The organism is Mycobacterium ostraviense (assembly GCF_002705925.1).
In the GTDB taxonomy this organism is placed as follows: Bacteria; Actinomycetota; Actinomycetes; order Mycobacteriales; family Mycobacteriaceae; genus Mycobacterium; species Mycobacterium ostraviense.
In genome coordinates, this window is record NZ_NKRE01000001.1 from 2,614,637 (window position 1) to 2,637,012 (window position 22,376).

A 22,376-nucleotide genomic window follows, 5' to 3' on the forward strand; every position below is an offset into this window, starting at 1 on the left:
GTTCCAGCCGGTTTCATGTTGAGTTGCGACGACTCCGGCCTGCAATTCCGCCGCGGATGAGAGTCGGTGCCCGTCGGCTAGCGCAGCTAGTCATGCATATGATGGTCCTGGCGCCAATAATGTCCGCGCATGAGGCATCTGCCCCAACTTCCGCAGAGCTTGCGAGCCTTAGGGTAGGACCTGTCGGCGAACACCGATACCCCTTGTCGCCGACGATATCTCGGCTGATGAAGCCGGACAGATTGGGGCGATGCCGCCAGGCCAGCGATGGAGTCGGGTGTTTGGAAGCCCGCCTAGCCCGTAGTTCCCCCTGGTTTGGTGACGGGTTGGGGTGTGACCTGCAGTTTTGCGGTCTGGCTGTGGGGTGTACTGCCTACGTGTAGCCGAAGCGGTGGGACTCCAATACATGTCTACGTAATCGGCAGCCATCGGACGCGAAACACCTGCTCATAACGATGCAGACCCCTCAGGACCGCCCCGCAGGGGGGAACTTCGGCCTAGCCGGGAAGGGCCGGCCGCCGCCTGAAGCTACAGTGTGCCGTCCAACTGTCCAAGTCGGTCCGTCAGGCGCAGGTTCTCAGAGTAGTCGACCGGACAGGAGATCAGCGAGACGCCGTCGTCGTCGAGCGCGGCTTTCAGTGTCGGCAGCAATTCTTCGGCGCTCGTGATTCGATATCCCCTGGCGCCAAAGCTGTTCGCGTAGCTCACCACATCGGGATTGCCGAACTTGACGTAATAGTGTTCGCCGAGTTCGAGGTCCATCTTCCACTCGATGAGCCCGTACCCGCCGTCTTCCCAGATCAGCACCACCAGCGGTATCCGCTCCCGGACGGCGGTCTCGATGTCCTGCGAGTTCATCAGAAACGCGCCGTCGCCGACGACGGCCAGCACCTTGGCCTCCGGCCGGGCCAGCCGGACACCGATGGCCCCCGGAAGGGCAAAACCCATGGTGGACAAGCCATTTGATATCAGACAGGTGTTGCGCTCATACGTCGGGTACAGCCGGGCCATCCACATCTTGGTGGCCCCGGTGTCCACCAGCACCACGTCGCTGCGGCCCAACGCCGCCCGGGTGTCGGCGACCACCCGCTGCGGTGCCAGCGGATAACGCGAATCATGTTGTCCCCGAGCGAATTCCTCTTCGAGCAAGCCGGAGCCGGGTACGTCGGTTCCGCAGTCGAAGCGGTGGCCGGACAGCGCGTCCGTCAGCGCATCCAGGGACGCGCTGATGTCGCCGATGATCCCGACGTCAACCGGATAGTGCGCGTCGACCTCGGCCGGGAATCGGTGGATATGAATGATCTTCTTGTCGGCGCCCGGATTGATCTGGACGGGGTCGAACTCCTGCAGCTCGTAACCGACGGCGATCACGACGTCGGCGTCGTCGAACCCGAAGTTGACGTAGTCATGCCGCATGAACCCCATGGTGCCGATGCTGTTGGGGTGGTCGTCGGGCATCACGCCCTTGCCGTGGAAGGTGTTGGCCACCGGCACGCCGAGCCCGTCGGAGAAGCGGACCAGCGCCGCGGTCGCGTCGCCCCGTGCGGCGCCATGTCCGGCCAGCACCACGGGCCGGCGCGCCGCGCGCAGGATCTCGACGGCGCGTGCCACCTGACCGGCCGCCGGCGCCTCGGCGCGCACCACATTGCGGGGCAGCGGGGCCAGGTCGGAGTAGTCGGCGACGTCGGCATCGAGTTGCTCGGGCACCGCCAGGTACACCGCCGCCGGGCGTTCTGTCTCGGCGACCTTGAACGCCTTGCGGAACATCTCCGGTATGGCGCGCGCGGTGGGGACGCCGGCGGCCCAGCGGGTGATCGGGGCGAACATCGACACCAGGTCGACGTACTGGTGCGACTCCTTGAACTCCCGGTCCTGACCCACCTGCGCGGAGATCGCGACCATCGGGGTGCTGTTGGTGGTCGCGTCCGCGACGCCGAGCTGCATGTTGATCGCGCCCGGCCCCAGCGTCGTCGACACCACCGCGGCGCGGCCGGTGACCCGCCCGTACATCTCGGCCATGAACGCCGCCGCCTGCTCGTGCCGGGTGAGCACATAACGGATGTCCGATGCGGCCAACGCCTGTACGAAGCGGATGTTCTCCTCGCCCGGTATCCCGAAGACGACGGAAACCCCCTCGCTTTCCAGGCACTTCACCATGAGCTGGGCGGCGGTAGTCACACTGGCCACGATAGTGGCAGGCTGGGCGGGGAACCTTCCGCTAGACCACCAGCAGAGGATGTCACCGTGCCCATCGCCACGATCAACCCCGCCACCGGAGAGACCGTCAAGACCTTCACACCGGCGACCCGCGAAGAAGTCGACGCCGCCATCGCGCGCGCCTATGAGCGATTCGCCGACTATCGCCACACCAGCTACGCGCAACGCGCCCAGTGGGCCAACGCCACCGCCGACCTGCTCGAGGCCGAGGCCGACCAGACCGCGGCGGTGATGACGCTCGAGATGGGCAAGACGCTGGCCTCGGCGAAGGCTGAGGTGCTCAAGTGCGCCAAGGGATTTCGCTATTACGCCGAGAACACCGAAGCGCTGCTCGCCGACGAGCCGGCCGACGCGACGAAGGTGGGGGCCGCCAAGGCCTACACCCGCTATCAACCGCTGGGGGTGGTGCTGGCCGTGATGCCGTGGAACTTCCCGCTGTGGCAGGCGGTCCGGTTCGCCGCGCCCGCCCTGATGGCCGGCAACGTGGGTCTGTTGAAGCACGCGTCGAATGTGCCGCAGTGCGCGTTGTACCTTGCCGACGTCATCGCCCGCGGCGGGTTTCCGGACGGTTGCTTCCAGACGTTGCTGGTCCCGTCCAGCGCGGTGGAAGACATCTTGCGGGATTCGCGGGTGGCCGCGGCCACGTTGACCGGCAGCGAACCGGCCGGCCAGTCGGTGGGCGCGATCGCCGGTGACGAGATCAAGCCCACCGTGCTCGAGCTCGGCGGCAGCGACCCGTTCATCGTGATGCCGTCGGCCGACCTGGACGAGGCGGTCAAGACGGCCGTCACCGCCCGGGTGCAGAACAACGGCCAATCCTGCATCGCCGCAAAGCGGTTCATCGCGCACGCCGACATCTACGACGCCTTCGTCGACAAGTTCGTCGAGCGGATGTCCGCTTTGCGGGTCGGTGACCCGACCGACTCGGACACCGACGTGGGTCCGCTGGCCACCGAGTCGGGCCGCGACGAGATCGCCAAACAGGTCGACGACGCCGCGGCGGCCGGCGCGGTGATCCGCTGCGGCGGTAAGTCCCCGGACCGGCCGGGCTGGTTCTATCCCCCGACGGTGATCACCGACATCACCAAGGACATGGCGCTCTACACCGAGGAAGTCTTCGGGCCCGTCGCCTCGGTGTACCGGGCCGCCGACATCGACGAAGCCATCGAGATCGCCAACGCCACGACCTTCGGGCTGGGGTCCAACGCCTGGACCCGCGACGAGGCCGAGCAACAGCGCTTCGTCGACGAGATCGAGGCCGGGCAGGTCTTCATCAACGGCATGACGGTGTCCTACCCGGAATTGCCGTTCGGCGGCATCAAGCGGTCCGGCTACGGCCGGGAACTTTCCGGACACGGGATCCGCGAGTTCTGCAACGCCAAAGCCGTCTGGGTCGGCTAATTTTCGGCTGGCGAGCAGCCGCAGAATCGCATCAGCACCGCGGCATTTGTGCGATTCTGCGTCTGCTCGCGGGGGCTACTAGGCCGAAGCCGCGGCCAGGGCCCGCTGATCCTCCTCGGCGAAGGTGTCCTCGAGCTGCACCGGCGTGTAGTCGAGGTCGATTTCGCCGACCGGGCGGCCGCGGGCGCTGCTGATCGTCCCGAAGCGCCGCATGCCCTTGTCGCTGGAATACGTCATGAACTCCTCCACCGACAGATCGAACGGCATCGGGTCCCCATAGAGGGCGAAGCCGTCCTGGGTGAGTTGCAATGCCAGCGGAATGAGCTCGTTCATCCGCTCCTCGAACACCGTCCAGTTGGCGTCGTTCGCGGCGACATGGCGCCGGCAGGTAAAGGTGCCCCACGCCATGTGGCGGCGCTCGTCGTCGCTGATGTGCCGTACCAGCCGCTGCATGCCGGGAAGAATCCCGCGCTCCACACAGATCTTGTGCCACGCGTAGTAACCGGTGAGCGCGAGCATGCCCTCGACGATGTGGTTGTAGGTCACCGACGCCCGGACCTGAGCGGCCGGCGACGGATCGGTGGTCAACGCGCTGAGGCATTCCGGCAGCTCGTCGTAGAACATCTGCCGGTAGGACGGCAGGTCGTCGAGATAGCCATGCAGGTCCCCGGTGACGCCGACGGAGTCCAGCCACATGCGGAACACCTGGGTGTGCTTGGCCTCCTCGAACGCGAACTGGGTCAGATACATCTCGTCGGCGAGTCGCCCCTCGGCCCGCATGGCGGCCATGAACGGCTGAATGTCCTCGGTCACGGCTTCCTCACCGGCGACGAACTGGGCACACAGCCGGATGGCATAGTCTCGTTCGGTGTCGGTCAACCGATCCCAGTCCTCGCGCTCGCGGGAGAAGTCGATGTCGGCCGGATCCCAGAATTTGGCGTTGCCGCCGGCGAACAACTTCAACGGCAGGCTGTTCCAGTTGAGGCCGCCGGCGGCCAGCGAGCCTGATCGTGTCCGTGTCATGTGACCTCCTGAATGTCCGAGGCGTGTTCCGGGGAGAGTTTTTGGGAGAAGGCCGCCGCCAGTACGGCTACCAGCCTGCGCACGGCCAGCGCCGGCTGCTCGGGCGTGGGTTCGTCGAGCCCCAGCACCGGGTCCAGACCGCGCATGTAGGGCGCGAGCGCCAAGTGCGGAAAGATCAGCAGCAGCAGCGACAACAACACGTCGATGTCGGCATCGGCCCGCAAGTCACCACGGTTCTGTGCATCGCGCACCAACGGCCGCAGCACTTCCAGGTAATGCCGATGAATGACGCTGCGGACGCTGATCCGGGCGTCGGTGTCGACCTCCAGCGTCGCCGCGGCGTGAAGGGCACGTTCGCGGGGATGTTCGGCGTAGTAGGCGACCCAGCCGTCGAGCAGGTCGGTGAGAAATTCGAAGAACGGCCGGCTGGGATCGAGCTCGCGGATGAGGTTCTCCATGTAGGAACGCACCCGCTGGCTGCCGATATCGGCGATGAACGCATAGAGGTCCCGCTTGTCGGCAAAGTATTGGAACAGGCTTCCCTTGGCGACCCGCGCGCGCCGTGCGATGACGTTCAGGCTGCCGTTGGAAAACCCGTGCGCCCCGAACTCGGCCTCGGCGGCCTCGATGATGGCCGCCCGGCGAGCCGGGTCGACCCGCGCCCATGTCACCGTCGGCATACGCCTCCTCGCGTTGATGACCACTGGTCATTTTACGGTGAGCTACTTCACAGTCAAGGCTGCGGCGCTCTGTTGCGGGCTTGTCCGGCGAAAGTCAGCGGTCGATCCCCAGGATCAGTTCCAGGGCGTGTTCGATTTGGCGCATCGTGTCGGGCGCCAGCGTGCCCAGTCGCCGCAGTAGCCGGGTGCGGGAGATGGCGCGGATGCTGCGGCAGACGGCGACACTGGCGGCCTCGACGCCTTCAGCGGGTGAGATGTCTGGCCGCAATGGGCTTCGGGCAAGTGAACTCGACACCGGTACTACGACAATGAGCTCGTCGTCGATTCCGGTGAGTATTTCATCGACAGACACAACAACGGCGGGGCGATGCTTGCCGGGCTCAGCAGCGCGAGCCGCGCCAAGGGCCACAAGCCAGAGTTCGCCACGTCGCGGCTCAGCCAAGGCCGTCGCTGACCGTGATGTCCCAGTCGCGGTGCTCGTCGTGTACGGCTTGCGATGTCGCCTCGGCACGAGTGGCCTCGCGTTCGGCACGGAATATCGCCTCGCGCTCGAGACGAGCGGCCAATTCGGCGAGCAGAGCAGAAATCGACAGGCCTCGTTCCCGGGCCTGGGTTGCCAGGCGGTCACGAGTCTGTACCGAAACCCTGATCGTGGTCCTCGATGTAGACACAGTTTGTAGTCTATATTAGTAGACAAATAAAGCGCCTGCCGCATCGCCATGGGTTGAGCTCGCCATGAAACCCAGCCCTCGCTCATGGGCGCATCTGGTAGGCGCCGTTGAGCGGCGAGAAATGGTTCTTCCAAATCTGGTCGTAACGCCAGCGCCACCGGTGCCCCCGATACCGCCATCACCCCCGTGGGCGTCACCTCCAGCATTCGTGGCGGCACCGCCGGCGCCGCCCGCACCACCGGGCGTGCCCGCCCCGCCGGCCACCCCAGCGGCACCGTCACCACCGGCACCACCATGGCCGCCGGTGGTCGTTTGGGAAGTGGATGAAGCCGGTCTCGCCGGCACCACCAGTGCCGCCACTCGTATTCGGCAAGCTGCCAGGGCCGCCGGGACCGCCGTCGCCCCACAACCCGACATTGCCACCATGACCACCGGCCTGGCCGGCCCCGCCGGCGGCACCATTACCACCGTTGTCATACAACAAACCACCATCACCACCGTTGCCGCCCGGCGTCGTGGCATTGGCCCCATTACCAATCAGCGGGCGCCCCAACAACATCGCCCCAACAACATCTGTGTAGGGGCATTGATCACGCCAAGGACGTCCTGCTGCAAAGTCTGCGCCGCGTTCGCGGCCTCAGCGCTGGCGTACGAGGCGGCACCCGCGCTCAACGTCTGCACAAACTGGTTATGAAATGCCGCCGCCTGGGTGCTGAGCGCTTGATACGCCTGGGCGTGTGCGCCTCCCGAACGAGCACCAAGCAATCTACGCCGATACCGCCTCGTTGCCGGGTGTTCCGGGATATTCGTCGCGGGGCTGACCTGCCTACGGCCGCATCTCGTACGCGCTGTTGAGCGGTAGCACGTGTTCCTTCCAGTTCCGGTCGTAACGCGCCGGGTCATGGACGGGACGGCGGATCATCCGCATGGCGAACTGCGCCTGCTCGTCCGTGGTGGCCGACTTGTCGTGCAGCTCAACGGCGTAGCTGTTGAAGTCGCGTACCAGCAAGCCGAAGATCTCGTCGATCAGCGCCTCGTCCACACCCGAAAGCGGGGCCTCCTCCAGGATGAGCTGGGCGTAGGGCACCGTCGCGAACAACTGCCCCACACCGAAGGCGAAGTCAATGTCCTTCTGCTGCAACGCATCCGGAGTAGCGCTGGCCAGCATCTCGGCAAGCACGTCGATCTGGTCGCGCAGCAGCGCGACATTGGGTAGGTGGGCGTAGCTGTCGAAGGACGCGCGCCAATCGTGGAAGCGCACCTTGCCCAGGCCACCGGTCGGACCCTGGTTGAACAGGAAGGTGTCGTCGGCGGCGTCGTCTCGGCGGGCAATCAGCGGCAGCGCGGCGTCGGGGGCGAACAGGTAGTTGGGCATGAACTTGCCGAGCAGCCCGATGTTGATGTGGACGGTGCCCTCCAGCCGCGGCAGCAGCCCGATCTCGCGGGCCACGGTCTCGAAGAAGGTGTCCTTCTCCACGCCCTTGGCGGCGATGACGTCCCACAGCGCGGTGATGACGCGCTCGCCCTCGCTGGTGACCTTGGCCTTGGTGAGCGGGCTGTAGAGCAGGTAACGACGGTCGTGTGCCGAGGCGCTGCGCATGTAGTCGCTGGCCCGGGTCGCGACCAACCGCATCGCGACCAGCCGCGCGTAGGCGTCGGTGAGCAGCCGGCGCACGTGGCTGAAGTCGGTGACGACGGTGCCGTAGAGGTGCCGGTTGGCGGCGTGGGTGATCGCCTCGTACATGGCGTGGGTGCACATGCCGACCGCACCCCAGCCCAGGTTGTACTTGCACACGTTGACGGTGTTGAGCGCGGCGTGGAAGGCCCCCATGCCGCGGTGCAGCAGGTCGGCCTCGGTGACCGGGTAGTCGTGCAGTGCGTAGTTCGCCACGTAGTTCTGCGAGTTGACCACGTTCTTCTTCAGCTCGTACCGGTCGTGCCGCGAGTCGGCGGCGAAGAAGACGTATTCGTCAGGGTTACCCGAGGACCCCGCGATCTTGCCGAAGGTGGAGACCATCCGGGCGACGTTGGCGTTGCCGATGTAGTACTTCTCGCCGTTGGCGACCCAGCCGTGTCCAACATCTTTTGCGGGGGTCAGGATCATGTCGGTCTGGTAGACGTCGGCGCCATGGGACTGCTCCGACAACCCGAAAGCGAACACCTCGCCCTGCTCCAGCTGGGCGGCAGCCTTGCGCTTGGCGTCCTCGTTATCGCTCATCCAGATCGGGCCCAGCCCCAGCGCCGTCACCTGGAACGGGTACCAGTAGCTCAGCCCGTAGAAGCCGACGATCTCGGCGAACTCGCTGATTCGGTAGGTGTCCCAGCGACAATCGTCAGCGCCGTATTCGGACGGGGTCAGCAGTGAAGCGAAGATCCGTTCCCGCCCAATGTGGTCCAGAAAGTCCGAATACCACACCCGGTCGTGGTCGTCGCGCTTGAGGCGCGCCTTTCCCCGGGACTCGAAGAAGTCCACGGTGGCCTGCATGATCTCCGCTGAACGCTGGTCGGGATATTTGCGTTGCAGGCGGTTGGGATTGAGCAGCATGACGGTGGCTCCCGGGCGATTCGAATGTGTTCGGAAATGGACGCGGGTAGACCGTACTGCAATACCGCCGTCGTTGTTACAGGTGCCGACAAATCGGCCCTGTCGGCTGACCCGCGTCGCGACCTAGCATCAGCTACGTGTCAGAACTCAATACCGCCCGCGGGCCGATCGATACCGCTGATCTCGGCGTCACGCTCATGCACGAGCACGTGTTCATCATGACCACCGAAGTCGTGCAGAACTATCCCGACGCCTGGGGGGACGAGGACAAGCGGGTGGCAGATGCGGTCGCCCGGCTGGGCGAGTTGAAGTCCCGGGGCGTGGACACCATCGTCGACCTGACGGTGATCGGCCTGGGCCGCTATATCCCGCGCATCGCGCGGGTAGCCGCGCAGACCGAGCTGAACATCGTCGTCGCCACCGGCTTGTACACCTACAACGATGTGCCGTTCTGTTTCCACTATCTCGGACCGGGCACGCAGCTCGACGGCCCCGAGACCATGACCGACCTGTTCATCCGCGACATCGAGCAGGGCATCGCCGACACCGGTATCAAGGCCGGCATTCTCAAGTGCGCCACCGACGAACCCGGCATCACCCCCGGCGTCGAGCGGGTGTTGCGCGCCGTCGCGCAGGCGCACAAGCGCACCGGGGTGCCGATTTCCACCCACACGCACGCCGGGTTGCGCCGCGGGCTGGAGCAGCAGCGCATTTTCGAAGAGGAGGGCGTCGACCTGAGCCGGGTGGTCATCGGACACTCGGGCGACAGCACCGACGTCGGCTACCTGGAAGAGCTCATCGCCGCCGGCTCCTACCTGGGGATGGACCGGTTCGGCCTCGACGTCATCCTGCCGTTCGAGGAGCGGGTGAACATCGTGGCGCGGATGTGCGAGCGCGGGCACGCCGACAAGATGGTGCTCTCCCACGACGCGAACTGCTACTTCGACGCGCTGCCGGAGGCGCTGCTGCCGGTCGCCGCGCCCAACTGGCATTACCTGCACATCCACAATGACGTGATCCCGGCGCTAAAGCAGCGCGGTGTCACCGACGAGCAGCTGCACACCATGCTCGTGGACAACCCGCGCCGCATTTTCGAGCGGCAGGGCGGCTACGACTAGCCCGCGAGTAGCCCGGGGGCTCAGGGCGCGATCGCGTCCGCTTCCCGGTCGACGTCCTGCGGCTCGATGTGCTTGGCGCGTTTTTCCCAGCGGCGCAACGCTTCCCGGCACGGCGACTCGACCAGCGCGTAGCTGACCGCGGCGATGGCGAAACCGAAGACCAGCGTCAACACCAGTACCGCCGGCAGGTGGCCGGTGAACGGAAAGATGCCGAGCACCGGAAACACCATCTCTAGGGCGGCCAAGTGCCAGATGAACAGGCCATAGGACCAGCGCCCCAGCGTGACCATGGCGGTGCTGCCGAGCAGCCGGTGCGACGTGTCGGGGCGGTCCAGTACCAGGGGCGCGACCAACGTCAACGCCACCAGTGCGCCCATTGCGGTCTTGACCGCGAATTGGGTCGACGTGCCCTGGACCAAGCCCGCCGGACCCGCCAGTGGTGACGCCGCAACCAGATAGGCCAGTACCGCGACCACGGCCATGAGTACCCGGCGGCGCGCCAACCGGTGCGGCAACCCGATGCGGCTGTGGACCCACTCGGCCAGCAGCATTCCCGCGGCGAACCACGAGAAAAACGCCGGTGGCCAGTTCAGCGGGTTGAGCCCGGAATCGGTGTGCACGGGTATCCAGGCCCAGGCCCAGCTGACCACCCCGAGGGCGGCGATCGCCGGCACCCGCGCGCCGACCGGTATCCGGCGGGCCAGCCAGGCGAGCACGGGCAGCGCCAGGTAGAAGGCGACCTCGACCGACAGGCTCCACATCTGGGTCAGGCCGCCGGTCAGGGTGAGCGGCACATAGATTTGGGTGAGCGTCAGGTTGGCCAGCCACACCGTCGGGCTGGCGTGGTCGGCGTCGGGCAGCAGGGACAGGATGACGACCACGGCAACCACGTAGGCCGGCATGATGCGGACCGCCCGCGATCTTAGATAGTGACCCGTGCGCGGGCGTGGTCCGGCGTCTCGCGCCGCTGCCGCGTGCCCGCGCCACAGCAGGTAGCCCGACAGCGCGAAAAACACCGCCACGGCCAGATCGAACCGGCCGAACAGCCGGCCGGCGACACCGCTCGAATGCCCGGTCTGGAATGCGGCATGGGTGACGACCACGCCCATGGCCGCGCAGGCGCGCATCCCCTCGACGGCGGGCAGGAAGCTGCGCGTCCCGCCCACCTGCTGGCTATCGGTCACCACCACAGTGTGCCCGTGTGCCGAGGCGGGAATGGGGTACACCGGGTACACCGGCGAAGTGGGGACAGGTAGGCAGCCCGGGGCAATACATGCTGCTGTTAGGGTCAAACGGGTTTTGCCTCGCTGCATGGTCAGGTCGGAGCGGATCGCGACTGACGAGTCCATGGTCTGAGAAGGAGGTCACGGCAACGTGAACCGAGCAGTCATGTTGCGGATGGCCGCATTAGGGACGATCGGGCTCGGAGCCGCTCTGCTGATGGCCGCACTGCTGCTGTCCACCTACACCAGCAGCAGGATCGCAAAGATCCCGCTGGATATCGATGCCACGCTGATCAGGCAGGGCACCGGATCGGCGCTCGACTCGGCATCCTTGTCCGGTGACCACGTGGTGGTCAACCAGAACGTGCCACTGGTGTCCCAACAGCAGGTCACCGTCGAGTCTCCAGCCAATGCCGATGTGGTCACCCTGCAGGTCGGCACCTCGGTGCGGCGTACCGACAAGCAGAAGGACACCGGTCTACTGCTGGCGATCGTCGACACCGTCACCCTCAACCGCAAGACGGCGATGGCCGTCTCCGACGACACCCACACCGGCGGCGCGGTCCAGAAGCCGCGCGGTCTCAACGACGAGAGCCCGCCGACCGCCATCCCGCTGCGCCACGAAGGGCTGGCCTACCGCTTCCCGTTTCACACCGAGAAGAAGTCCTATCCCTACTTCGATCCGATCGCGCAGAAGGCGTTCGACGCCAACTACGACAGCCAAGAGGACGTCAACGGCTTAACCACCTACCGCTTCACGCAGAACGTCGGCTACGGCTCCGACGGGAAGCTGGTCGCACCGATCAAGTACCCGTCGCTGTACGCCGGTGACGAGGACGGCAAGATCACCACGACCGCGGCAATGTGGGGCGTTCCGGGCGAACCGGGCGAGCAGATCACGATGAACCGCTACTACGCCGCGCAGCGGACCTTCTGGGTGGACCCGGTGACCGGCACCATCGTCAAGGAAACCGAACGCGCCTATCACTACTACGCCCGCGAGGCGATGAAGCCCGAGGTGACGCTGGCCGACTACAAGGTCACCTCCACCGAGGAGACCGTCGAGTCCCAGGTCAACACCGCCCGCGACGAGCGCGACCGGCTGGCGCTGTGGTCGCGGGTGTTGCCGATCACCTTCACTGCCGTCGGCCTGATCGCGCTGGTCGGTGGTGGTCTGCTCGCATCCTTCAGCCTGCGTACCGAAAGCGCCCTGACGGAGCCCGGCCTCGACCGCGACGACACCGACTACTTCCGGCGCGCCGGGCTGGAGGAACCTGTGCCCGGAGCCGAAGCCGAGACCGAGAAACTGCCCACCCAGCGTCCCGAATTGCCGGCACACCCGGAGTCGCCCCCGCCCCCGTCCCCGCCGGCGTCGTCCTCGGTCGAACCGCCACCGGGATCCGGACCGCCTGAGCCTCCCCCCGCGGAACGGACGTAACGCGCCGACGTGCGCTGGTTGCGACCGGGCTATGCGTTGGCTCTGGCGTTACTGGTGGTGCTGCCGGTGCTGCGACCCGGATATCTGCTATTGCGCGACGCGGTGTCCACCCCGCGGTCGTACCTGTCCGACACCGCCCTCGGGTTGACCGCGGCGCCCCGGGCGACGCCGCAGGATTTCGCGGTGGCGCTGGCGTCGCATCTGGTCGACGGCGGCATCGTGGTGAAGGCATTGCTGGTGCTGGGCCTCTGGTTCGCGGGCTGGGGTGCGGCCCACCTGGTGGCGACGGTGCTGCCGGCTGCCGGAGCCGGTGGCCAGTTGGTCGCGATCACCATCGCAATCTGGAATCCCTATGTCGCCGAACGGCTCTTGCAGGGACATTGGAGCCTGCTTCTCGGCTACGGCTGCCTGCCGTGGGTCGCCACGGCGATGCTGGGGCTGCGCTGCGGTGCGGGGCGGTCCGGTTTTTTCGCCCTGGCGTTCTGGATCACACTGGCCGGGCTGACCCCGACCGGGCTGCTGCTGGCCGCGACGGTTGCCCTGACCTGTGTGGCCGCTCCCGGTGCCGTCCGGCCCCGTTGGCTTTGCGCCGCAACGGGATTGGGTTTTACGGTGGTCGGCGCGCTGCCGTGGCTGACGGCCTCGGCCCTTGGGTCGTCGTTGGCCAGCCACACCGCGGCCAACGGGCCCGGCGTCAGCGCGTTCGCGCCGCGCGCCGAACCCGGCCTGGGCACGCTGGCCAGTCTGGCCAGTCTGGGTGGGATCTGGAATGGCGAGGCCGTGCCCGGCTCGCGCACAACGCTTTTCGCGTTGCTCTCGGCCGCGGTGCTGCTTGCGGTGGTAGCGGTCGGACTTCCCGCGGCGCTGCGTCGGGCGACAGCGGCGCCGCTGTTGGTGCTGGCGGCGGTATCGGTGCTGGTGCCCGCGGGATTGGCGACCGGCCCGGGGCTGCATGTGCTGACCGCGGTGGTTGACGCGGTACCCGGGCTGGGTGTGCTGCGGGATGGGCAGAAGTGGGTGGCCCTGGCGGTGCCGGGTTATACGGTGTGCGGCGCTGGGGCGGTGGTGACGCTGGCACGTTGGTGGCGGCCTGCGGTGGCGGCGTTGGTCTGCTGTGTGGCACTCGTCTTGGCGGTGCCGGACCTGGCGTGGGGCGTGTGGGGCAGGGTCGCACCCGTGCACTACCCGTCGGGGTGGGCGGCCGTCGCGGCGGCGATCGACCGCGAGCCGGGACCCGTGGTGGTCTTGCCCGCCGGCACGATGCGGCGCTTTTCCTGGTCGGGTTCGGCTCCGGTGCTCGATCCGCTGCCCCGCTGGGTTCGCGCCGATGTGCTGACGACGGGTGATCTGGTCATTTCCGGGGTGACGGTTCCCGGGGACGGCACTCACGCCCGGGCGGTGCAGGAGTTGCTGCTGGCCGGGCCCGATCCCGCGGCGTTAGCGCGGGCCGGGGTGGGGTGGGTGGTCGTCGAGTCGGACAGCGCCGGCGAGATGGGTGCGGCCGCGCGCACGCTCGACCGGCTGACACCGACGTATCGTGACTGCGACTTGGCTCTTTACCGGATTGGCGGCCAAGCCGACGGTGTCGCTGCTGCGCGCCTCCGAGCGACGATGCTGGCGCATTGGGCATGGCTCTGCCTGCTGCTGGTGGGCGGGGCAGGCATGGCCGGCTGCTGGCTGCGCCGGCACCTAACCAGAGGCGACGAGAGGCCGCTGATCGCAACGGGTTAGGTTTCGCGGTTTACACCACGCCGCTGAGGCGGTCACCGGCCAGCACTGTTTCGAGCAGCGTGCGCATGGCTTCGGCGCTTTGTTGCCAAGAGAATTCGCCGCTACGCACCTGCGCCTTGGCGCCGAGTTGATCGCGCAATATCGGATCGCGGAGCAGTTCTTCGAGCCGGTCCACCAGTTCGCGGTGGCTGTCCACCAAGATGCCGGTCACCCCGTCGATGATCGAGTCGGACAGACCGCCGGAAGACCGATACCCGACCGTGGGCACGCTGTGCTGAGCCGCCTCGACCACGGCCAGACCCCACCCCTCCTTGCGCGACGGCAGCAGGTGCACCCAAGAGCTTTGCAGCACATGGTGTTTGGTGAGGTCATCGACGTGACCATGGAAGGTCACCGCGTCGGACATGCCGAGCCGGTGCACGTGGTCGACCAGTCGCTGCCGCCACCAGCCGCCACCGACCACGTCGAGGTGCAGACCCGGTATTCCCGGGTTTCGTCGCCGTAGCTCCGCCACGGCTTCCAGCGCATCCTCGATCCGCTTGTGCGGTACCAGCCGCGACAGCACCACCACCCGCGGCGTGGCCGCGCGCGGGACGGACATCGTCTGCGCCGGCGCCTCGTCGAGTCCGTTGCGGACCACCGCGATTCGCGCGTTATCCACACCGAGGGCGACCAGATCACGCGCCGACGGCAACGACACCGTCACGTACTGGTTGCGCCGGTTGAGCCGTGGCGACAACGTCGACTCGACGAACCAGCCCAGCCGACCGAGCACCGGGCCGGCCACCGGCCACTGCTCTCGATGGCAGTGGTGGACCAGCACCACCGTTCGACGCCCGTACAGGAGCCGGGCAAGAAAGGGCAGACCGTTTTGGGTGTCGACGACCACGTCCGGCCGCACTCGGCGCAGCGGCCCCAACCGCAATCGCGCCAGTGCCATCGCAACCAGCGCCCACACGTACACCGAATAGCGGCCGCCGGCGCGGCTGATCCGCACCCCGTCGATGACTTGGTGTCGTGACGCCCCCGGATAGCGGGCGGTACGCAAGGTGACCTCGATACCGGATGCGACCAGCTGCGCGCCGATGCGCTGCAAATAGGTTTCGCTGCCGCCGCCCTGGGGATGCCCGGTATCGCGCCAGCACAGCAGCAACACCGAGCGCAGTCCAGACATCAATCGCCAGCCTAGCCTGGCGACGATGCGCGCCGCCGCGCGGCGGAAGGTGGGGGCATCCCCAGCCGTGCAGCGGCGAGGGGCGAGCCAGGCAATCAGACCTAGCCTGGCGACGATGCGCGCCGCCCAGCGGCGGGAGCACTCCGTCCGCGCCGAGTGCGCGGATGCGTAGGGTATGGCCGGTGGCCGTCGCGTCCCATGTCACCGATGTCGTTGCGCGCCGGGCGACACTGAGCCGCTCGCTGCGGCTGCTGGCACAGTTCCGCTACGAGCAAACCGATCCGGCTCGCTTCTACCGCGCCCTGGCAGCCGACACCGCGAGGATGGTCGGTGATCTGTGGCTGGCCGGCCACGCGGAGCCGGCGGCCGGCCGCACGCTGCTCGACGTGGGCGGTGGTCCCGGATACTTCGCCTCCGCGTTCGCCGATGCCGGAGTCCGCTACATCGGCGTCGAACCGGACCCTGGCAAAATGCACGCCGCGGGCCCAGCGACCGCCGATGCGCCGGGCACATTTGTCCGGGCCTCGGGCATGGCACTGCCATTCGCCGACGACTCCGTGGATATCTGCCTGTCTTCCAATGTCGCCGAGCACGTGCCCCGGCCGTGGCAGCTCGGCGCCGAGATGCTGCGGGTGACCAGGCCGGGAGGGCTGGTCGTGCTCTCCTACACCGTCTGGCTCGGCCCGTTCGGCGGACACGAGATGGGTCTGACCCATTACCTCGGCGGCGCCCGGGCCGCCGCGCGCTATGCCCGAAAACACGGCCATCCGGCGAAAAACGACTACGGGTCGTCGTTGTTTGCGGTCTCGGTGGCCGATGGTCTGAAATGGGCCGCCAGCACCGGCGCCGCGGTCGCCGCATTTCCCCGTTACCACCCGCGATGGGCGTGGTGGCTGACGTCCGTGCCGCTGCTGCGGGAGTTCTTGGTGAGCAACCTGGTGCTGGTCCTGCAGCCGCGGTAATGGAACGTGTTCTCGTTTTGGGTCGGCTTGGGTAGGGTGGCGCCATGAGCGAGAGCCACACGACCGAATACGACAAACTTTTCATCGGCGGCAAGTGGACGCAACCGTCGACCTCCGAAGTCATTGAAGTGCACTGCCCGGCCACCGGCGAGTACGTGGGCAAGGTGCCGCTGGCGGCCGGCGCCGACGTCGACGCCGCGGTTGCGGCGGCCCGGGCGGCATTCGACAACGGACCGTGGCCCGCGACCCCACCAAAGGAGCGGGCGGCGGTGCTGGCCGCCGCGGCCAAGCTGTTGGAAGAGCGCAAAGAGCTGTTCACCAAACTGCTCGCCGACGAGACCGGTCAGCCCCCGACGATCATCGAGACGATGCACTGGATGGGTTCGATGGGGGCGCTGAATTTCTTCGCCACTCAGGCCGTCGACCAGGTCAAGTGGCGGGAGGTCCGCAGCGGCTCCTACGGCCAGACCATCGTCCATCGTGAGCCGGCCGGTGTGGTGGGCGCGATCGTGGCGTGGAACGTGCCGCTTTTCCTGGCCATCAACAAGCTGGGCCCGGCGCTGCTGGCCGGCTGCACCGTGGTGCTCAAGCCGGCTGCCGAAACCCCTTTGACGGCAAATGCTTTAGCGGAATTGCTGACCGAGGCAGGCCTGCCTGAGGGGGTGCTGTCGGTGGTGCCCGGCGGTATCGAGACCGGCCAGGCGCTGACCGCCAACCCCGACGTCGATATGTTCACCTTCACCGGCAGCTCGGCCGTCGGCAAGGAGGTGGGCAAGCGTGCCGCCGAGCTGCTCAAGCCGTGCACGCTGGAACTGGGCGGCAAATCGGCGGCCATCATGCTCGAAGACGTCGATCTGGCCAGCGCTGTCCCGATGATGGTGTTCTCCGGCGTGATGAACGCCGGGCAGGGCTGTGTGAACCAGACGCGGATTCTGGCGCCGCGCTCCCGGTATGACGAAATCGTAGAGGCGGTAAGCACTTTCGTGCAAGCGCTGCCGGTGGGCCCGCCGTCGAACCCGGCCGTGCAAGTGGGGCCGCTGATCTCGGAGAAGCAGCGAGCCCGGGTGGAGGGATATATCGCCAAGGGCATCGAGGAGGGCGCGCGGCTGGTGTGCGGCGGCGGCCGTCCCGAAGGCCTGGACAACGGATTCTTTGTTCAGCCAACGGTTTTCGCTGACGTCGATAACAAGATGACGATCGCTCAGGAGGAGATCTTCGGGCCGGTGTTGGCGATCATCCCCTACGACACCGAAGAGGATGCGATCAAGATCGCCAACGACTCGGTGTACGGGCTGGCCGGCAGCGTCTGGACCACCAATATCCCGCACGGTATTGAGATCTCGGAGAAGATCCGCACCGGCACGTACGGAATCAACTGGTACGCCTTCGATCCGGGATGTCCGTTCGGCGGCTACAAGAACTCCGGGATCGGCCGCGAGAACGGGCCGGAAGGCGTCGAACACTTCACCCAGCAGAAGAGCGTGCTGATGCCGATGGGCTACACCGTCGAGTAGCAACACTAATTTAGTCGGCAACGGCGGCAACGGCGGCAACGGCCGCTTCATCGGAAGTGGCGGCAGCGGAGGGATTGTGCTGGGTGTTCCGGGAGCTGACGGGCAAACGCAGCTCTAGCTCGTCGGTGGCCGGCCGGCAACGGCTTGACCGTGGCCCCGCGGCCGCGTAATCGTGCAATGTAGGGAAACTGTTTCGGCTCGACCAGGTGCCTTGGACGACCGCGCTACGGTTTGAATCCATGCGCACAGCTCGACGATCACCAAGCGGCTGATCGACCGCCGAGAACTGGTTCACGGTGGGAGGCGGGCAATGTCATACATATTCGCAATGCCGGACGTATTCTCAGCGACAGCAACCGGTTTGGCGGCGGGCGATGGTGCCCCAGAGCAACCGGCGTAGCGGGCCACCTTCACCAGCTTCGGTCTTGCTGCAAAAGCGCCTAACGCCGATGCCCGAAATGGATTGCCGCCAGATGCTTTTGATGTCTGGCAGCGGCGTGCTGGCAGCTGCGCTCCGTGTCCTAACGCGAACAGGCCGGACGGCCGACGACGAGGTCGACTTACCCGCGGCGGCCGGCGCTATCGTGAACCGCTGGTGCGCCGCACTGACCCGGGCGTTTGTCGCCGACGGTTTCGACGAGCCGGAGGCGGCTGCACTGGCAGTGACCGCCGTCGCCGCGCAGGACGGCGCCATCCTGCTGTGCCGCTCGACGGGCAATGCCGAACCGCTGCGCCAGGCCAGCGACCAAATGTGCGTGCCGCAACGCAGCGGCCGGCAATTCGCAACACTCCTTGCCCAAGCTCACGGACCCGCCCGCTGAATTTGGTGAAAGTCGTGATCTTCTGTCGGGCATTGCACTAGCCTCGGGTAGCACCGATTCGTCGACAGTCGGCTAATCGGTGGCACCTACTATTTCGAACCCGACCGAGAGGCCACGCATGTCGCACCTCATCGCAGTGCCAGAGATAGTCGCGGCTGCTGCGTCAGATCTGGAGAACATCGGTTCCAGTATCAGCGTGGCGAATGCGGCCGCGCAGTGGCCGACGACGGCGGTACTTGCGGCGGGCGCCGATGATGTGTCAGCCGCCATTGCAGCGCTGTTCAGCACGCACGCCCAGGCCTATCAGACCCTCAGCGCTCAAGCCGCAGCGTTTCACGCTCAGTTCGTGCGGACCCTGAACGCGGGTGCGGGCTCCTACGCGGCCGCCGAGGCCGCCAACGCGTCGCCGTTGCAGCCGGTGGTCGACGCGATCAATGCGCCTACCCAGGCGTTGCTGGGGCGTCCGCTGATCGGCGACGGCGCCGAGGGGACGGCGGTGAGTCCGAACGGCGGGGACGGTGGGCTGCTCTTCGGCAACGGGGGCCACGGGTACAGCCAACCGGCGGGCAGCGGGCTGGCGGGCGGCAGCGGCGGTGCTGCTGGATTGATCGGCAACGGCGGCCACGGCGGGGCCGGGGGCAGTAGCGCCACCGGGGCCGGCGGTGCTGGCGGCAATGCCGGCGCCGGCGGATGGCTCTTGGGCAGCGGCGGAACCGGCGGTCAGGGCGGTGCGACCACCGCGGCGGGCAGCAGCGGCGGTAACGGCGGGTTCGGTGGCAACGCCGGGCTGTTCGGCAGCGCCGGTTCCGGCGGCGGCGGCGGAAGCGCCACCACCGGCACTGGCGGAAACGGTGGGCTCGCCGGCAACGCCGGGCTGTTCGGCAGCGGCGGTACCGGCGGCACCGGCGGGAGCGCCACCAGCGGCAACGGCGGTGCGGGTGCCGCTGGGGGAACCGGCGGCTGGCTGCACGGCTACGGCGGGGATGGCGGGTGGGGCGGGGACTCCGCCACCGGCACCGGCGGCCGCGGCGCCACCGGTGGCGACGCCGGACTGTTTGGCTACGGCGGTGTCGGCGGAAGCGGTGGGAACTGGACCACCGGCGTCCTGGGCGGCGATGGTGGAGCCGGCGGCCGCGGCGGGTGGCTGCTGGGCCAAGGCGGGATTGGCGGCGTCAGCGCTGCCCTCGGCGGAAACGGCGGCAACGCCGTCCTGATCGGCAGCGGCGGGCCGGCCGGACCCGGAGGTCGCGGCGGCTACGGCGGCAACGGCGGGTGGCTGTACGGCGACGGCGGCGCCGGCGGCGCCGGCAACGGCTTCGTCCCCAACAGCAGCGGCGGCGGCGGCGGCAATGCCGGGTGGCTCTTCGGCAGCGGTGGCGACGGTGGCGGCACCGTGACCGGCGGCCAGGGCGGCACACCCGGCCGGGCGGGGCTGCTGATCGGCAACGGTGGCAGCGCCGGCACTGGGTCGCAAAATGGCATCATGGTGGCCGGCGCTGACGGCGGGTGGTTGTTCGGCAATGGAGGCGACGGCGCAACCAGCCTTAACTCGGCGGGAGCGAACGGCGGGAATGGCGGGCTAATCGGCAACGGCGGCGACGGCGGGGGCGGCGGCACAACCGGGACGGGATTCGGCTTCAGCGGATTCAACGGCGGCAACGGTGGCAACGGCGGGTGGCTGATCGGCAACGGTGGGCACGGTGGAGCAGGTGCCAGCGCCGACCAAGCCAATATCAGCACCAATCCGGCGGGTCACGGCGGAAACGGCGGCAACGGCGGGGCCGGCGGCCTGTTGTACGGCGACGGCGGGGCTGGCGGGGCCGGCGGACTGGGTGGAGTCGGATCCTCAGTGCCCGGGGGTAACGGCGGTACCGGCGGCAACGGCGGCAACGCGAAGCTCATCGGTGACGGTGGGGCCGGCGGTAACGGCGGTGACGGCGGGTTCTCTTCAGTGGGCCCGAACGGGTCAGGTGGCGGCGGCGGTAAGGGCGGCAACGGTGGGTCGTTGGTCGGCGTCGACGGAACACCCGGTTCGGCCGGCTCCTGACCTATCGTGCGTGCACGTCAGTCGCTGGCGGGCAGCGGCTTGACCTCTTTGAGGTGCAGCTTGGTGTCACCGACGCTCAGCGACCCGGCGCCTGGTTTGGTCACCAGCACCTCGGCCCCGTTGTCGTCGACGTAACGCTTACCCAGCACCGAGCCGTCGGCGAAGGCCGGGTCGAGCTGGCCGGACCGCTCGGCACCGATCGGCACCATCGGTACGCCACCGCAGCGCAGGTCGTCCAAGCTGTCGGCACTTCTGACGACGATGACCTGGGTGTCACACACCTGGCTGGCGAGACGGGTTCCGTTCTTGATCATGATGTCGTTCCTGCCAGTTCTTCGATGATCTGTCGGCGAAGTACCTTGCCGGTGGCGGTGGTTGGCAACTCGTCGCGAAACACTACCCGGTCCGGGGTGCGTGACCCGCGCAAACTGCTACGCACATGGTCGCGCAATTCCTCCGGGTCCAGGTCGGCGCCGGCCGACGGCACCACCACCGCGACGATCGCCTGACCCCAATGCGGGTCCTCGACACCGACCACGGCGACGTCACGGACCTGCGGGTGCTCGATCAGCACCTCCTCCAGTTCGGCGGGCGCGATGTTCTCACCGCCGCGAATGATGGTGTCGTCGCTGCGGCCGCCGATGAACAGGTAGCCGTCGTCGTCGAGCACCGCGATGTCCTTCGTGGGAAACCAGCCGTTGTCGTCGAGCACCGAACCGATTCCGGTGTAACGCCCGGACACTTGCTCGCCACGGACGAACAACTCGCCGCTTTCGCCGGGCCCCAGCACGGTGCCGTCCTCGCCGCGGATCTGCACCTCGATGCCGGGCACCGGCCGGCCGACCGATCCCAATCGCCGGGCGAGCGCGCCGTCGGGCGCCGACAGTGCGGTGCGGTGGTCATCGGGGGTCAGGACCGCGATCGTCGAGCTGGTCTCGGTCAGGCCGTAGGCGTTGACAAAGCCGACATCCGGCAGCAGTTCCAGGGCACGGCGGACCAGCGGCAGGCCCACCCTCGAGCCGCCGTAGGCCAGGTTGCGCAAGGTGGGCAGCTTGTGTTCGCCGGTCTCCAGCACCGAGACGATACGGTCCAGCATGGTCGGCACCAGGGTCGCGGTGGTGACCTGCTCGGCGTTGGCCAGCCGCACCCAGTCGTGCGCGTCAAAGTCGGTCAGATACACCATCTTTCGGCCGGCGTACAGGTTCGACAACGCCGCTCCGATCCCGGCGATGTGGTAGGGCGGCACACAGATCAGTGCGGCGTCGCCGCTGTCGGCCGAGTCGAATTCGACGGTGCCGGTGACGTAGCTGGTGAGGTTGTTGTGGGTGAGCTCGACGGCTTTGGGCTGCGACGTCGTTCCCGAGGTGAACAGCACGATCGCCACCGAGTCCGGATCGGGAAAGACCGAAATGTCCGCGACCGGATCGGCGCTGCCAGCCAGCGCCAGGAACTGGTCCGAACTCATCGACGGCGCATCACCGAGCATCGCCCGGTAGCGATCGTCGGCGATCACCAGGGGTTCGGGCAGCCGGCGGATCAGCGCCTGGATGCCGTCGGCGGGCAGCCGATAGTTGATCGGGGTGAAGGGCAGCCCGGCGCGCGCCGCGGCGAAGATCAGCAGCGACAGCATCGCCCCGCCGGTGCCGACGTACACCACGTGCCGGGCGTTCGACGCCGCGAGTACCCCGGCGCCGCCGTCGGCGAGATCGCTGAGCTGCTGAGTCGTCAGCTGCAGGTCGCCCGAGACAACAGCCGTGCGGTCGGGGTTGCTCGACGCCGCCATCTCGAGAAGCAGCGAAACGCTCATCGGC

18 protein-coding genes and 1 pseudogene are annotated in these 22,376 nt (G+C 67.5%); 8 read left to right on the plus strand and 11 right to left on the minus strand.

Features of this window, described 5'->3' with window-relative positions; all coding sequences use genetic code 11:
• Nucleotides 1–528 precede the first annotated feature (528 nt).
• Nucleotides 529–2,178, minus strand: coding sequence for an acetolactate synthase large subunit (locus CDN38_RS11940; protein WP_075512454.1), 1,650 nt, complete (start codon nt 2,176–2,178; stop codon nt 529–531).
• Nucleotides 2,179–2,244: 66 nt separating this feature from the next.
• Here CDN38_RS11940 and CDN38_RS11945 point away from each other — a divergent pair, with 66 nt between their 5' ends.
• Nucleotides 2,245–3,618, plus strand: a complete 1,374-nt coding sequence (locus tag CDN38_RS11945) for an NADP-dependent succinic semialdehyde dehydrogenase (protein ID WP_075512455.1) — start codon at nt 2,245–2,247, stop codon at nt 3,616–3,618.
• Nucleotides 3,619–3,696: 78 nt separating this feature from the next.
• On the opposite strand, the gene CDN38_RS11950 is transcribed toward CDN38_RS11945, so the two are convergent.
• The 6 genes and pseudogenes from CDN38_RS11950 to CDN38_RS11975 form a co-directional block, all read right to left on the minus strand.
• The gene (locus tag CDN38_RS11950; RefSeq protein ID WP_023369766.1) at nt 3,697–4,641 is read right to left on the minus strand and encodes a R2-like ligand-binding oxidase; all 945 of its coding nucleotides are present in this window, start codon (nt 4,639–4,641) and stop codon (nt 3,697–3,699) included.
• Nucleotides 4,638–5,321: a TetR/AcrR family transcriptional regulator gene (locus CDN38_RS11955; RefSeq protein WP_075512456.1), complete on the minus strand. Its 684-nt coding sequence runs from the start codon at nt 5,319–5,321 to the stop codon at nt 4,638–4,640. The genes CDN38_RS11950 and CDN38_RS11955 overlap by 4 nt, the downstream gene beginning before the upstream one ends.
• A gap of 94 nt (nt 5,322–5,415) precedes the next feature.
• Complete coding sequence (locus CDN38_RS11960; protein WP_075512457.1) at nt 5,416–5,763, minus strand: type II toxin-antitoxin system PemK/MazF family toxin; 348 nt, start codon at nt 5,761–5,763, stop codon at nt 5,416–5,418.
• Nucleotides 5,756–5,992 (minus strand): antitoxin, encoded by a 237-nt coding sequence (locus tag CDN38_RS11965; RefSeq protein WP_075512458.1) that lies wholly within the window; start codon nt 5,990–5,992, stop codon nt 5,756–5,758. Before CDN38_RS11965 ends, CDN38_RS11960 begins: the two co-directional genes overlap by 8 nt.
• Nucleotides 5,993–6,139: 147 nt before the next feature.
• Nucleotides 6,140–6,736: pseudogene (locus tag CDN38_RS32995) on the minus strand (PE family protein); the annotation flags it as partial.
• A gap of 82 nt (nt 6,737–6,818) precedes the next feature.
• A complete protein-coding gene (locus CDN38_RS11975) occupies nt 6,819–8,537 on the minus strand; it encodes an acyl-CoA dehydrogenase family protein (RefSeq protein ID WP_075512460.1) in 1,719 nt (572 codons plus the stop codon).
• Nucleotides 8,538–8,674: 137 nt separating this feature from the next.
• Between CDN38_RS11975 and CDN38_RS11980 the strand changes: the two genes are divergently transcribed.
• Nucleotides 8,675–9,655 carry a phosphotriesterase family protein gene (locus CDN38_RS11980; protein ID WP_075512461.1) on the plus strand — a complete coding sequence of 327 codons (981 nt, stop codon included), beginning with the start codon at nt 8,675–8,677 and terminating at the stop codon, nt 9,653–9,655.
• Between the two features lie 20 nt (nt 9,656–9,675).
• Here the strand turns inward: CDN38_RS11980 and CDN38_RS11985 are convergent, their stop codons facing one another.
• Nucleotides 9,676–10,845, minus strand: a complete 1,170-nt coding sequence (locus CDN38_RS11985; RefSeq protein ID WP_075512583.1) for an acyltransferase family protein — start codon at nt 10,843–10,845, stop codon at nt 9,676–9,678.
• Between the two features lie 184 nt (nt 10,846–11,029).
• On the opposite strand from CDN38_RS11985, the gene pgfA reads away from it, so the two are divergent.
• Nucleotides 11,030–12,316: a cell envelope lipid trafficking protein PgfA gene (gene pgfA / locus CDN38_RS11990; protein WP_075512462.1), complete on the plus strand. Its 1,287-nt coding sequence runs from the start codon at nt 11,030–11,032 to the stop codon at nt 12,314–12,316.
• A 9-nt stretch (nt 12,317–12,325) separates the two neighbouring features.
• Nucleotides 12,326–14,047 carry an MmpA family trehalose lipid delivery protein gene (locus tag CDN38_RS11995; RefSeq protein ID WP_099318976.1) on the plus strand — a complete coding sequence of 574 codons (1,722 nt, stop codon included), beginning with the start codon at nt 12,326–12,328 and terminating at the stop codon, nt 14,045–14,047.
• A gap of 10 nt (nt 14,048–14,057) precedes the next feature.
• Here the strand turns inward: CDN38_RS11995 and CDN38_RS12000 are convergent, their stop codons facing one another.
• Complete coding sequence (locus tag CDN38_RS12000; protein WP_075512464.1) at nt 14,058–15,221, minus strand: glycosyltransferase family 4 protein; 1,164 nt, start codon at nt 15,219–15,221, stop codon at nt 14,058–14,060.
• Between the two features lie 164 nt (nt 15,222–15,385).
• On the opposite strand from CDN38_RS12000, the gene CDN38_RS12005 reads away from it, so the two are divergent.
• The 4 genes from CDN38_RS12005 to CDN38_RS12025 all read left to right on the plus strand — a co-directional run bounded on the left by CDN38_RS12005 (nt 15,386) and on the right by CDN38_RS12025 (nt 20,565).
• Nucleotides 15,386–16,183, plus strand: a complete 798-nt coding sequence (locus CDN38_RS12005; RefSeq protein ID WP_075512465.1) for a class I SAM-dependent methyltransferase — start codon at nt 15,386–15,388, stop codon at nt 16,181–16,183.
• 44 nt (nt 16,184–16,227) lie between these two features.
• Nucleotides 16,228–17,697 (plus strand): aldehyde dehydrogenase, encoded by a 1,470-nt coding sequence (locus CDN38_RS12010; protein WP_099318977.1) that lies wholly within the window; start codon nt 16,228–16,230, stop codon nt 17,695–17,697.
• Nucleotides 17,698–18,179: 482 nt separating this feature from the next.
• A complete protein-coding gene (locus tag CDN38_RS12020; protein WP_142361278.1) occupies nt 18,180–18,518 on the plus strand; it encodes an LmrA/YxaF family transcription factor in 339 nt (112 codons plus the stop codon).
• Nucleotides 18,519–18,636: 118 nt separating this feature from the next.
• Nucleotides 18,637–20,565 carry a PE family protein gene (locus CDN38_RS12025; RefSeq protein ID WP_099318978.1) on the plus strand — a complete coding sequence of 643 codons (1,929 nt, stop codon included), beginning with the start codon at nt 18,637–18,639 and terminating at the stop codon, nt 20,563–20,565.
• A 17-nt stretch (nt 20,566–20,582) separates the two neighbouring features.
• On the opposite strand, the gene CDN38_RS12030 is transcribed toward CDN38_RS12025, so the two are convergent.
• The gene (locus CDN38_RS12030; protein ID WP_075512469.1) at nt 20,583–20,879 is read right to left on the minus strand and encodes a hypothetical protein; all 297 of its coding nucleotides are present in this window, start codon (nt 20,877–20,879) and stop codon (nt 20,583–20,585) included.
• Entirely contained in the window at nt 20,876–22,372 is a 1,497-nt protein-coding gene (locus tag CDN38_RS12035; RefSeq protein ID WP_075512470.1) for a class I adenylate-forming enzyme family protein, read from the minus strand. The genes CDN38_RS12030 and CDN38_RS12035 overlap by 4 nt, the downstream gene beginning before the upstream one ends.
• Nucleotides 22,373–22,376: the final 4 nt, after the last annotated feature.